Origin of the sequence: Micromonospora sp. NPDC005194, from assembly GCF_040608335.1 — a bacterium.
Lineage (GTDB): Bacteria > Actinomycetota > Actinomycetes > Mycobacteriales > Micromonosporaceae > Micromonospora.
The window spans coordinates 18,266-30,918 of record NZ_JBEXIA010000031.1; the positions used below are offsets into that span (position 1 = coordinate 18,266).

The window sequence follows — 12,653 nt, forward strand, 5'->3', positions numbered from 1 at the left end:
AGGATGAATCCAGGGGATTCCCGGCTCAGACCGCATTCGACCCCGTACCTCGAAAGGAGGTGATCGCATGTCTGACGTCGTCAGCACCGGCACGGTCGCGCTCTACCGTGGCGAGGATCGTCCTCGCGGCGTTCGCGTCGCGGCAAGCGGTGAAACCGCAGGCCGCGCACTCGAAGACTCTGACGTTCAACCCGATGCGCTGCTTGGCTCTCGCCGCGCACGAGGAGCACGTCATGGTCGTGTAGGCGGGCGGAACGAGCACCACCTTCCGGCCCGCCCGCGTGCCCTGCTGGATCAGTTCCCGCTTTGCCGCGCCGATCGCGGCGTCAGCGGCCTTACGTGCCATCGTGGACCTGGCCAGGAACGTCGGTTTGAAATCCTCCACGGCGATCACCTGATGGTGGTCGACGACCCGTTTCGCCCACTGCCGGGAGTCGTGGCTGTTCTGCCGGGCGGCCTTCTTGTGCAGCTTCGCCGCCGCGCGCTTGGCCCTGCGGTAGCCGTTGGACTGTCCGTGCCCACCGGATCGGCGGCGACGGGACATCTTCCGCTGCGCTTTGGCCAGTTCGGCGGCGCACCGCCTGCGATGCCCGAGGTGCGGCAGGTCGAATCGCGCATCGGTGGTTGTGGCGGTGGTCTTCACGCCCCAGTCAACCCCGATTACCCCGGACGCCTCGGGCGCGGCGGCGGCCTCGCGGCGGACGACGAACGACGCGTACCAGTGCCCCAGGCTGTCTTGGTAGACGCGCACGCTGGTCGGCGGAGACGGCAGATCCCGCGACCAAACGACTGGCACGGTGACACCACGGGCAAGGCGCAACCGCCCGTCGGCGATGGTGAAGCCGCGCAGGGTGTATTCCATGCTGGGCAACGACCGTTTGCGGGTCTTCACCGTCGGCAGCCCACGCCCTTTGACACTGAACGACTGGCGCAACGAGGCCGCGTAGGTACGAAGGGTCTGTTGCTGGGCGACCTGCGAGCCGTCGCGCAGCCACGCGTTTCGCGCGCGGGCTTCAGTGAGCATCTTGGACAGGCCGCCGAAGGTGGGCTTCGCGCCGATCTTCTGCTGGTGCACTGCCTCGTTCCACAGGAATCGGCAGCGACCCCATTCGGCGAGCAGCGCGGCCGTCGCGGTCGCGCCGGGACGCAGCCGGTAAGTATAACGCACTACCTCCAGCACGGAATTCACTCTAGAACACGACGTCGCCTGGTGCCGGTGTGGATGAGGTCAGATCCAGCGACAATGCCATCCACCTGCGGGTTGTCCACGACGCGCAGTACGGCATCGATTGACTCGTCAAGCATGTCGAGGTCAAGTCATCGCGACTTCTGCGGCAGGAATCTCCGCATTTCAAAGTCAGGCTTCCGGATTTCTGGATCAAGGGCTACTTCATCGCCACAAACGGTGCCGCGACCTCGGAGGTGGTCAAGCGCTATGAGGGAAACCAACATAACGCCGAAAGTGATCCCTAACCTCACCACCGCCCACGCCGGGAGCTACTCGGGGTCGGCCATATGAACGGGCAGGACCTCATCGCCGAGCTGGCGCAGTTCGGTGTGCAGCTCTGGGAGGAAGACGGCCAGCTCCGCTTCCGGGCCCCCACCGGCGTTCTCACCGAGCAGCGCCGCGCCGCCCTACGCGAGCACAGGGAGCAGGTGCTGGCCGTGCTGCGCGACGCCGCCGCGCCCACTGCCGTGCCGCACCCCGAGCAGCGGTACGAGCCGTTTCCGCTCACCGACGTGCAGAGCGCGTACCTGCTCGGGCGGGGCGACTCGTTCGCCTACGGCGGGGTCGGCTGCCACGGCTACGGCGAACTGACGTTTCCCGAGCTGGACGTGGACCGGCTGGAACGCGCCTGGCACGAGGTCGTCGCCCGGCACGACATGCTGCGGGCCGTCGTCAACCGCGACGGCTCCCAGCAGGTACGTCCCGACGTGCCGGCGTACCGCATCGAGGTGCGCGACGCCGACGCGGCCGGCTTCGCCGAGGCGGTGGCCGCCACCCGGGCGGAGCTGGACCACCGCCGCTACGACCCGCAGCAGTGGCCGCTGTTCGCGTTGCGGGTGACCCGCGGCCCGCACCGCAGCGTCCTGCACTTCTCGATCGACTTCCTGATCTGCGACTTCGTCAGCATCAACATCCTGCTCGACGAGCTGGGCCGCCGCTACGCCGGTGAGCCGCCCACCGACGAGCTGACGCTGACGTTCCGCGATCACCTGCTGGCCACCGAACCGCTGCGCGGCGGCCCCCGCCACGACTCGGACCGGGACTGGTGGCTGGCCCGGCTCGACGACCTGCCTGCGGCGCCGGAGCTGCCGCTGCGCGGTGACGCCACGGCCGCGCCGCCCCGCTTCCGTCGCCTCGACCTGCGGCTCGACCCGACCGAGTGGGCCGGGTTGCGCCAGCGCGCCGGGCAGCACGGCATCAGCCCGTCGGGCGCGGTGCTCGCCGCGTACGTCGAGGTGATCGCCGCGTGGAGCGTGCACCCGCGCTTCACCGTCGACGTCACCCTGCTCAACCGGTCGCCGACGCACCCGCAGGTGGATCGGATCGTCGGCGACTTCACCTCGGTCAGCCTGCTCGCCGTGGAGCAGAGCCCGGACGCGCCGGTGCAGGAGCGGGCCAAGCGCATCCAGGCGCAGCTCTGGTCCGACCTGGACCACCGCCGGTTCTCCGGCGTCGACGTCGTCCGCGAGCTGGCCCGCCGTCGGGGCGCCGACGCCGCGCTGATGCCCATCGTCTTCACCAGCGCCATCGGGCTGGGCGGCGACACCGGCGTGGAGGGCTTCGGCGAGCTGGGGTACGGCATCAGCCAGACCCCGCAGGTCTGGATCGACTGCCAGAACATCGAACGCTCGGGTGGGCTGGCCACCAACTGGGACGTCCGCGAGGGCGTCTTCCCCGACGGTGTGGTCGACGAGATGTTCGCCGCGTACGCCGCGTTGCTGCGCCGGCTGGCAGCCACCGACGAGGCGTGGGAGGAGCTGGCCCCGGTGGCGCTGCCCGAGGCGAGCGCCCGCCGCCGCGCCGAGGTCAACGACACCGCCGCGCCGCTGCCCGATGGGCTGCTGCACGAGGGGGTGCTCGCCCAGGCGCTGCGGACCCCGGACCGGGTGGCCGTGGTGGCCGCCGACGGCGCCCTCACCTACCGGCAGCTCACCGGCCGTGCCACGGCGGTGGCCGCACGGCTGGCCGAGGCCGGCTGCCGGCCCGGTGACCTGGTCGCGGTGGTCGCCGACAAGGGCTGGCGGCAGGTGGTCGCGGTGTTCGGCGTCCTGCTGGCCGGCGGGGCGTACGTGCCGGTCGACACGAACCAGCCGCCCGTGCGCCGCGACCTGATCCTCGAGGGCGCAGGTGTCCGGCACGTCCTCACCGAGGCCGACCGGGTGGACGGCCACTGGCCGGCGCGGGTGACGCCGATCGCGGTGGACGACCTCGACGGGCCCGCGCCGACGGCAGTGCCGGCCCGCGCGGTCGGCCCGGACGACCGCGCGTACGTCATCCACACCTCCGGGTCGACCGGCACCCCGAAGGGCGTGGTGATCACCCACCGGGCGGCCCTGAACACCGTGGCCGACATCAACACCCGGTTCGACGTGACGCCGGACGACCGCGTCCTCGGCCTGGCCAGTCTGGGCTTCGACCTGTCCGTCTACGACCTGTTCGGCCCGCCGGCGGTCGGCGCGGCGCTGGTGCTGCCCACGCCGCAGCGCCGGGGCGACCCGACCCACTGGGCGGAGCTGGTGGCCGAGAACGAGGTCACCATCTGGAACTCGGTGCCGGCGCAGGTGCAGATGCTCGCCGACTATCTCGCGGCCGCGCCGATGGTCCGGATCCCGTCCTTGCGGCTGGCCCTGCTCAGCGGCGACTGGATCCCGGTCACCCTGCCGGACCAGATCCGCGACCTCGTCCCCGGTCTGGCGGTGGTCAGCCTCGGCGGCGCGACCGAGGCCGCCATCTGGTCGATCATCCACCCGATCGGCCGGGTCGACCCATCCTGGCGCAGCATCCCGTACGGGGTGCCGCTGACCAACCAGACCTGGCACGTCCGGGACGCGGCGCTGCGGCCTCGCCCGGACTGGGTCGCCGGCGAGCTGTACATCGGCGGGGCCGGGCTGGCGCTGGGCTACCTCGGCGACGAGGCGCGCACCGCCGAGCGGTTCGTCACCGACCCGTCCAGCGGCGAGCGGTTGTACCGCACCGGTGACCTGGGCCGCTACCTGCCCGACGGCACGATCGAGTTCCTCGGCCGGGAGGACTTCCAGGTCAAGATCCGCGGCCACCGGATCGAGCTGGCCGAGGTCGAGTCGGCGTTGCTGGCGCACCCGGGCGTGGGCGGGGCGATCGCGGTGGTCGACGGCGACCGTCCACTGGAGCGGCGGCTCGCCGCCGTCGTGCAGCCTGCCGCCGTCGAGCCCGGCCCCGGGCAGCCGGTCGACCCGGCCGGACCCACCGCGGCCGGGTCGGCGCTCGTCGCCGGGACCGACCTGGGCGCGTACGAGGCGTACCTGCACGAGCTGGACCAGCTCGGCCTCGCCGCCATGCTGGACACGCTGCGCGCCGCAGGTCTCGCGCTCGACGACCGCCCGCACCGCCTGGCCGAGGTGTACGCGGCCACCCGCGTCGCACCCCGGCACCGCCGGCTGCTGCGCCGCTGGCTGCGGGCGCTGACCGACAGCGGGGTGCTGCGCCACGACGATGACGGTTACCGGCTGGTCAGCGGGCCACCGCCGGCCGCGCGGGCCTGGGACGCGGTGGCCGAGCGGGCGGCGGCGGTCGGGGAGTCTCCCGAGCTGGTCCGCTACTTCCAGGCCAGCGCCGCGGCGCTGCCGGCGCTGCTGCGCGGCGACGAGGACCCACTCGCGCTGCTCTTTCCCGGTGGTGAGCTGGAGGTGTCGGACAACCTCTACGCCGACGCCCTGTTCAACAGGTGGGCCAACGCCGTCGCGGCGGCGACCGTCCGGTCGCTGGCCGAGCGGCTGACCGGGCCGGTGCGGATCGTCGAGGTCGGCGCCGGGTCCGGCGGTACGACCGCTGCGGTGCTCGACGCACTGGACGGCCTCGACGTCGACTACCTCTACACCGACCTGTCGGCGTTCTTCCTCGGCGCCGGCCGGCAACGCTTCGCCGACCGGCCGGGGCTGCGTTTCGCGCAGCTCGACCTCGACGCCGACCTGGCCGGGCAGGGAATGGCGCCGAACAGCGCCGACATCGTGATCGCCGGCGACGTCCTGCACGCCACCCGGGACGTACCGGCCACGCTGGCCCGGCTGCGCGGACTGCTCGCCCCCGGCGGCCACCTGGTGCTGCTGGAGATGACCCGGGAGCACTACCAGATCATGACGTCGCTGGAGCTGCTGGTGCGGCTCGACGACGACCTGGGCGACTTCGCCGACCTGCGCCACGGCACCGACCGCACGTTTCTCACCGGCGACGAGTGGCGCGGCCTGCTCGCCGCCGCCGGGGCGTCGCCCGTACTCGACCTGCCGCCGGCCGCCGACCCGATGGCCGGGCTCGGCATGCGCATCATCGCCGCGCGGGTGAAGGCCGACCGGCGGCGGGTGGTGCCCGACGAGCTGCGGGCGCACCTGACCGACCGGCTGCCCGACTACATGATCCCGAGCGTGCTGCAGGTGGTCGACGAGCTGCCCCGCACGGCCAACGGCAAGCTCGACCGGGCGGCCGTACGCCGGCTGGTGGCGGCCACGACGGCCGGTCCCGAGGCGACCGCCGCGGCCCCGCTCACCGAGGTGGAGGAGCAGCTCGCGGCCGTCTGGGCCGACGTGCTGCGGGTGGAACGGGTCGGGCGGGACGCGGACTTCTTCGCCCTCGGCGGTGACTCGCTGCTCGCCGCGAAACTCGCCGGTCAGCTCGCCGAGCGGGTGCCGGCCGCCGCCGACGTGTTCTTCGACGAGTTGCTGCGCCGAATCCTGGAGCACCCGACCGTCGCCGACCTGGCCGATCACCTGGCCGCCGTCGGCGGCGTCCGGCCCGACGAGGAGCCGGCCGTCAGCGACACCGGCGAGGTGGTGACGCTGGCCGGCGAGGGCCCACCCCGCTACGTGCTGGTGCACGACGGCAGCGGCGGCCTCGACGGGTACGCCGGGCTGGCCGAGCGGCTGGCCGCCAGCGGGGCCGTGTGCGGGATCGTCGATGGTGGCCTGCACCGCTACGCGGGTCTCGACCCGGCGCCGCTGGTGCAACGCCTCGCCGCCGACTACACGACCGCGCTGGCCGGGCACGTGTCGGCCGGGGAGCTGGTGCTGGTGGGGCGGGGTGCGGCCGGGGTCCTGGCGTTGGAGCTGGCCCGGCAGCTCACCGAGTCCGGGGTGGACGTCGCCACCCTGGTGATCGCCGACCCGGTCGACGGCGACGGCTACGGCAGTTCCCCGTACGCGGGTGACGTCACGGTGCTGTGCGCGGCGGAGCCGGACCCGACGAGCGTCGACTGGTGGCGCGACGTGTGCCTGGGCGAGCTGACCGTGCGACGGGTGCCGGACGATCCGGGCGAGTGGGCCGGTCCGATCGCCGGGGACGGCTGACGTGGCCGCGACGGTCGCCCTGGTGGGCGCCACCGGCGGGGTGGGCCGGCACGCCCTGGCTCACCTGCTGGCCTGGGGCGTGGACGTCGTACGCGCCGGCGCCCGCGACCCGGGCCGACTCGACGGCGACAACCCGCGGGTCCAGCTGCGGGCGGTGGACGTCACCGACCCGGCGAGCCTGGACGCGTTCTGCGCCGGCTGCCACACAGTCGTCAACTGCGCCGGGCCGGCGGCCTCGATCGGTGACGCGGTGGCCCGTGCGGCGGCCCGCTGCGGCGCCGGCTACGTCGACGCGGCCGGCGACGACCCGCTGCACGCGGCGGTGTCCGCCCTGCCCGGGGCCGCCGACCGGGTCGCGGTGCTCTCCGCCGGTCTGATGCCCGGCCTGTCCGGGCTGCTCCCCGCCCACCTCGCCGCGCAGACGCCGGGGGCGCGGCGGATGACCGGGTACGTCGGAGGCCGCGACGGGTTCACGCCCGGCGCCGCCCTGGACTTCCTCGCCGCCGGCACCGCCGAGTACGGCGAGCCGTCCGCCGCGTGGCGCGACGGCGCGCGTCGCAGCCACGCCCTCGCCGCCCGGACGGATGTGCCGGTGCCCTTCTTCGACGAGCCGGTGCTGGTGCAGCCGTACCTCAGCACCGAGACCGAGCGGGTCGCCCGCCGGCTCGGCCTGACCGACGTGGACTGGTGGTCGGCGTTCGCCGGAAGCCGGCTGCCGGCGGCGCTCGCCGCGGGCGCCCGCCGAGCGCGCGACGGCGCGACGGCGGCGCAGCTCGCCGACGCGGCCGCCGAGCTGTGCCGGGCGGCCGACCTGGACACCTTCGGTCGGCCGCGCTACCAGCTGCTGGTCGTCGAGCTGACCGGCCCGGCGGGCGCCCGCGTGCTGGCCTGCCGGGGAACCGGCGCGAACGCGCTCACCGGCGCGGCGGTCGCCATCGGCGCCCTCGCGGTCGCCGCCGGCGACGTGCCACCGGGCGTGCACCACCTGGCCGAGGCGGTGGACCCGGCCTGGGCGGTGGACGTGCTGCGTACGAGTCCGGCGGTCACGTCACTGCGCGTCGAGGACGGCCCGCTGGGGTCGTACGACCTGATCGAGGAGGGGGTGGCGTGAAACCGAGAGTGCTGGTCGCCGGCACCAAGTTCGGCCAGGTGTACCTGCAGGCGTTCCGGCAGCCGGACTTCCCGTTCGAGCTGGCCGGGATCCTCGCCGGGGGCAGCGCGCGGTCGGTGGCCTGTGCCCGGCACTACGGGGTGCCGCTGTGGACCGACGTCGCCCAGGTGCCCGAGGACGTGACGCTGGCCTGCGTGGTCATCCGCGGTGGCCTGCTGGGCGGGCCGGGCGGCGAGGTGGCCCGGGCGCTGATGCGGCGCGGCCTGCACGTGCTGCAGGAGCATCCGCTGCACCACGACGAGCTGGTCGAGTGCCTGCGCACCGCCGGCCGGGCCGGGGTCGTCTACCACCTGAACTCGTTCTACGTGCACACCGCGCCGGTGCGCCGGTTCCTCGCCGCCGCCCGGGCGCTGCTGGCCCGGCAGCCGGCCCGTTACGTCGACGCGGCCTGCGGCTTCCAGGTCGCGTACGCGCTGCTGGACATCCTCGGTCAGGCCCTCGGCGGCGTCCGACCGTGGGGCCTCGGCCCGGCGGTCGACCTGCCCGAGCAGGTACGCCGGCTGTCCCGGGTGGACGTGCCGTTCCGCAGCCTCGACGGGGTGCTCGCCGGTGTGCCGCTGACCCTGCGGGTGCAGAACCAGATGGACCCGGCGGACCCGGACAACTACGCGCACCTGCTGCACCGGGTGACCATCGGCACCGAGGCCGGCAACCTGACCCTGGTCGGCACGCACGGGCCCACGGTGTGGAGCCCTCGGCCGGACTTCCCGCAGCAGGTGCAGGACCGGGGTGTGGGCCGACCGCACTTCGCCGACGGCGACGGCGACGAACCGGACCACCTGGACGTGCCGAGCGCGCAGCCGCTGGCCGACGCGGTCGCGCCCAGCTATCGCAGGGTTTTCGAGGAGGTCTGGCCGGCCGGTGTCGGGTACGCGTTGGGCAACCTGCACGCCGCGGCGCTGGGCGGAAGGAAGCTGGCCCGCCACGGCCAGTACCACCTGAGCCTGTGCCAGCTGTGGCAGGACGTCACCGCCCGGCTGGGGCCACCCGAGCTGGTGCACTCCGTACCGCCGCGGATGTTCGTGGCGTCCGACGTGGCCGAGCTGGCCGACGCCGCGGCCGGGGCGGTCGACCCGCCGGTCGGCGCGGAACCGCAGCAGATCGGAGCGCGTCCGTGACCCCCGTCGCGCGGACGTGGCTGCGCTGCTTCCGGCCGCTGCGCTGGCCCGGGCTGCGCCTGGTCTGCTTCCCGCACGCCGGCGGCAACGCCGCGTTCTACCGGTCGTGGTCGGCGCAGGTGCCCGACGACGTCGAGGTGCACGGCGTGCAGTACCCGGGCCGGATGGACCGGTCGGCGGAGCCGTTCGCGGCCGACCTGCCGAGCCTGGCCGAGGGTGTCGCGCAGGCGGTGCGGGCGCTGCCGGCCGACGCGCCGGTCGTCCTGTTCGGGCACAGCCTCGGCGCGTCGGTGGCGTACGAGACGGCACGCCGGTTGGACGGGCCCGGCAGCGTGCTGCGGGCGCTGGTCGTCTCCGGTCGCCCCGGGCCGGGCCGGCTGCGCGCCACCAGCGTGCACCTGGCCGACGACGACACGCTGTGGGCGGAGACCGGCCGCCTCGGCGGCACCGGCCGCGAGGCTCTCGACCACGAGGGCGTACGCGCCATCGCACTACCGGTGCTGCGCGCCGACTACCGGATCGCCGAGACGTACCGCCCGCAACCACCCGTGCCGCTGCGAGCGCCGGTGCTGGCTTGCGTCGGCGCGGACGACCCCGAGGTCACCGCCGACGAGGCCGGCGACTGGGCGACGCGCACCCGGGGCGGGTTCACCCTGCACACCTTCCCCGGCGGGCACTTCTACCTGCTGGCACGCCGCAACCAGCTCATCGACACCATCCTGCGGACCACGCACCGCAGCCCGGTGCCCACCTGGTCGGCGGCCGGCCCGTGATCCCGGCGAGCGTGCACTACCACCGGGCCCGGGACCTCACCGAGGCGCTGGAGCTGCGCCAGGCGTACGGCGACCAGCTGCGGCCGCTGGCCGGCGGGCAGTCGCTGCTGCCGGCGCTCAAGCTGCGCCGTGACCGCGTTGACACCCTGCTGGACCTCGGCCGGGTCACCGAACTGTCGTACGTGGCGCACCGCGACGACCACCTGGCCGTCGGCGCGCTGACCCGCTACCACCGGCTGCTCGACGACCCGCTCGTCGACCGGCACGCCCCGCTGCTGGCGGCCGCAGCCGCGGCGGTCGGTGATCCGCAGGTGCGACACCTGGGCACCGTGGGTGGGGCGCTCGCGCAGGCCGACCCGGCCGCGGACGTGCCGCTGGCCCTGGTCGCGCTGGACGCCGTGGTGGTGCTGCGCAGCGCTACCGGCGTACGACAGGTGCCCGTCGCCGAGCTGGCCGTCGCGCCGGGTGTGACGGTCTGCCGGCCCGACGAACTCGTCACCGAGGTCCGGGTGCCGCTGCCCGGCCCGGCGCGGTGGCGCTACCGGACGTTCGCCCGGCCGGCGTTGGAGTGGTCCCTGGTGGCCGTCGCCGTCGCCGACTCCCGGGTGGCGCTGGCCGGGATGGGCCCGACCATCCGGCGGGCGTACGGGGTCGAGTCGGCCCTCGCGCAAGGCGCCGGTGTCACGGTCGCGGCGGCGCGGGCCGACGAGGGGTGCGACCCGCCCGACGACGGGCGGGCCTCGGTCGCGTACCGGCGGCACCTCAGCCGGGTGCTGGTGGCCCGTGCCCTGACCGATTCCGGCGCCACTGTGGAGGAACCACGATGAGCATCGACGCCCGGCCCGGTACGACGACCGTCGCCGTCACCGCCACCGTCAACGGCCGCCCGGAGAGCCGCCGGGTGCCGGCGCGCACCCTGCTGGTCCACCTGCTGCGCGAGGAGTTGGGGCTGACGGCCGCGACGGTGGGCTGCGACACCTCCTCCTGCGGTGCCTGCACCGTGCTGTTCGACGGTCGGTCGGTCAAGTCGTGCACTCTGCTGGCCGCGCAGGCCGACGGCGCCGACATCCGCACCGCCGAGGGGCTTGCCGACGGCGACCGGCTGCACCCGGTGCAGGAGGCGTTCCGGGAGCACCACGCCCTGCAGTGCGGCTTCTGCACCCCGGGAATGGTCCTCGCGGTGGTGAGCCTGCTCCAGGAGAACCCGGGGCCGCTCACCGAGCACGACGTGCGGCACGCCCTCAAGGGCAACCTGTGCCGCTGCACCGGCTACCACAACATCGTCCGCGCCGTGCTCGCCCTCGACGAGGCCCGACAGGCCGGATGACCGCCAGAGATCGGAAGGGAGGCCGACCATGTCGGCGCGTTACGTACTCGGGGTGAACATCGGCTTCCACGACTCCAGCGCCGCGCTGGTCCGCGACGGCGCGCTCTGCGCCCTGGTCGAGCAGGAGCGGGTCAGCCGCCGCAAGCACGCGGTGGGCCAGCCGCCCGCCGAGGCGGTTGCCGCGTGCCTGGCGATGGCGGGCATCGCCCCGCAGGAGGTGGACACCGTCGCCATCGGCTGGGACTTCCGGGACATCCCGCTGGGCCGCAACCGACGGTTCACCACCGAGGGGCTGCGGGCGATGCTCTTCCCCGACGACGAGGACCTGAGCATGCCGGCGGTCCGCTGGGTGCCGCACCACGTCGCGCACGCCGCCAGCGCGGCGTACAGCTGCGACTGCGACGAGGCCGCGGTCCTGGTCCTCGACGGCGCCGGCGAGACGCAGTCGACCTCGTTCGGCAGGTACGCCGACGGCGAGATCGAGATCCTGCGGGAGTGGCCCGTGGAGCAGTCGCTGGGCTTCTACTACAACGCCGCCGCCGAGTGGGCCGGGCTGGGCTACTGGGGCACCGGCAAGCTGATGGGCCTCGCCGCCTACGGCAGACCCGGTCCCGGAGCGCCGGTGCGAGGAGTTCCCGGCGGGTACGAGCTGGTCCGCGGCACGCCCACCGCCGAGGTCCCCACCCGACGCGCCGCGACGCTCGGCCCGCTGATGGCCTACTACCCGGCGGTCGCCGAGTCGCTCAAACCCGAGTTCGGCAAGCTGTTCCCGTACGCGCCGCGCACCGGCGAGGAACCCATCGCGTACGCGGACTTCGCCGCGACGATCCAGCAGGGGCTGGAGGAGACGGTGCTGTCCCTGGCCGCCGATCTGCGTCGGCGGGTGGACACCCCGGTGCTGGCGCTCGCCGGCGGGGTGGCGATGAACTGCACGATGATCGGGGTGCTGGTCCGCAGTGGACTCTTCGACCGCGTCTACGTCCCGCCGGTGCCCACCGACGCGGGGGTGTCCCTGGGGGCGGCGCTGGTCGCGGCGCGGGAGTGCGGGGAGTTCACGCCCACCCGCCTCGACCACGCGTACTGGGGTCAGCCGATCACCACGGAGGCCGGCGAGGCGGCGGCCGCGCGCGCCGGCATGGTGCACCGCCGCCTCGGCGACGACGAGTTGGCCCGCTGCGTCGCGGGTGAACTCGCCCGGGGTCGGATCGTGGGCTGGGCGCGCGGCCGGGGTGAGATCGGGCAGCGGGCGCTCGGCGCGCGCAGCCTGCTGGCCGATCCGCGATCCCGGCGCAACCTGGAACGGCTCAACGTGCTCAAGGGCCGGGAGATGTGGCGTCCGGTGGCGCCCAGCATCCTCGCCGAGCACGTGTCGGAGCTGATCGAGGGGCCGGTCGGCGAACCGTCGAGGTTCATGCTGGCCGCCGCGTCGCTGCGCCCGGACGCCCGGCTGCGGGTTCCGGCGGTGACCCACGTGGACGGCTCCGCCCGCCCGCAGACCGTGCACCGCGACACCAACCCCGGCTACTGGGCGCTGATCGAGCAGTTCCGGCAGCTCACCGGCGTGCCGGCGGTGGTCAACACGTCGTTCAACCTGGCCGGTGACCCGATCGTGAACTCGGCCGCCGACGCGGTCGACACCTTCGTACGGGCCAAGGAGATCGACCTGTTGGTGCTCGGGGACGCGGTGGTGGCCCGCAGCAAGGCCGACCTGCCGGCCTGAC

General features: G+C 74.2%; 8 protein-coding genes and 1 pseudogene. 8 read left to right on the top strand and 1 reads right to left on the bottom strand.

Annotation, left to right across the window (positions count from 1 at the left end):
- Positions 1-25: 25 nt before the first annotated feature.
- Positions 26-1,180: a transposase gene (locus ABZU53_RS23580; protein WP_354860748.1), complete on the bottom strand. Its 1,155-nt coding sequence runs from the start codon at positions 1,178-1,180 to the stop codon at positions 26-28.
- A gap of 125 nt (positions 1,181-1,305) precedes the next feature.
- Here ABZU53_RS23580 and ABZU53_RS23585 point away from each other — a divergent pair.
- The 8 genes and pseudogenes from ABZU53_RS23585 to ABZU53_RS23620 form a co-directional block, all read left to right on the top strand.
- Positions 1,306-1,473: pseudogene (locus ABZU53_RS23585) on the top strand (transposase); the annotation flags it as partial.
- A gap of 42 nt (positions 1,474-1,515) precedes the next feature.
- On the top strand, positions 1,516-6,543 hold the full coding sequence (locus tag ABZU53_RS23590; RefSeq protein ID WP_355067506.1) for an amino acid adenylation domain-containing protein: 5,028 nt from the start codon (positions 1,516-1,518) through the stop codon (positions 6,541-6,543).
- 1 nt (position 6,544) lies between these two features.
- Positions 6,545-7,654, top strand: a complete 1,110-nt coding sequence (locus ABZU53_RS23595; protein ID WP_355067508.1) for an NAD(P)H-binding protein — start codon at positions 6,545-6,547, stop codon at positions 7,652-7,654.
- Positions 7,651-8,832, top strand: coding sequence for a Gfo/Idh/MocA family oxidoreductase (locus ABZU53_RS23600; RefSeq protein ID WP_355067509.1), 1,182 nt, complete (start codon positions 7,651-7,653; stop codon positions 8,830-8,832). The genes ABZU53_RS23595 and ABZU53_RS23600 overlap by 4 nt, the downstream gene beginning before the upstream one ends.
- Positions 8,829-9,605 (top strand): alpha/beta fold hydrolase, encoded by a 777-nt coding sequence (locus ABZU53_RS23605; RefSeq protein ID WP_354855220.1) that lies wholly within the window; start codon positions 8,829-8,831, stop codon positions 9,603-9,605. Before ABZU53_RS23600 ends, ABZU53_RS23605 begins: the two co-directional genes overlap by 4 nt.
- An 11-nt stretch (positions 9,606-9,616) precedes the next feature.
- Positions 9,617-10,432 carry a xanthine dehydrogenase family protein subunit M gene (locus tag ABZU53_RS23610; protein ID WP_355067511.1) on the top strand — a complete coding sequence of 272 codons (816 nt, stop codon included), beginning with the start codon at positions 9,617-9,619 and terminating at the stop codon, positions 10,430-10,432.
- Positions 10,429-10,932, top strand: coding sequence for a (2Fe-2S)-binding protein (locus ABZU53_RS23615; RefSeq protein ID WP_355067513.1), 504 nt, complete (start codon positions 10,429-10,431; stop codon positions 10,930-10,932). The genes ABZU53_RS23610 and ABZU53_RS23615 overlap by 4 nt, the downstream gene beginning before the upstream one ends.
- A 28-nt stretch (positions 10,933-10,960) precedes the next feature.
- Positions 10,961-12,652, top strand: coding sequence for a carbamoyltransferase C-terminal domain-containing protein (locus ABZU53_RS23620; protein ID WP_355067514.1), 1,692 nt, complete (start codon positions 10,961-10,963; stop codon positions 12,650-12,652).
- Position 12,653: the final 1 nt, after the last annotated feature.

What these genes read in the sequence shown, in the direction of transcription:
- ABZU53_RS23590 (WP_355067506.1), top strand. Translation starts at nt 1,516, where the DNA reads ATGAACGGGCAGGACCTCATCGCCGAGCTGGCGCAGTTCGGTGTGCAG.
- ABZU53_RS23615 (WP_355067513.1), top strand. Translation starts at nt 10,429, where the DNA reads ATGAGCATCGACGCCCGGCCCGGTACGACGACCGTCGCCGTCACCGCC.
- ABZU53_RS23620 (WP_355067514.1), top strand. Translation starts at nt 10,961, where the DNA reads ATGTCGGCGCGTTACGTACTCGGGGTGAACATCGGCTTCCACGACTCC.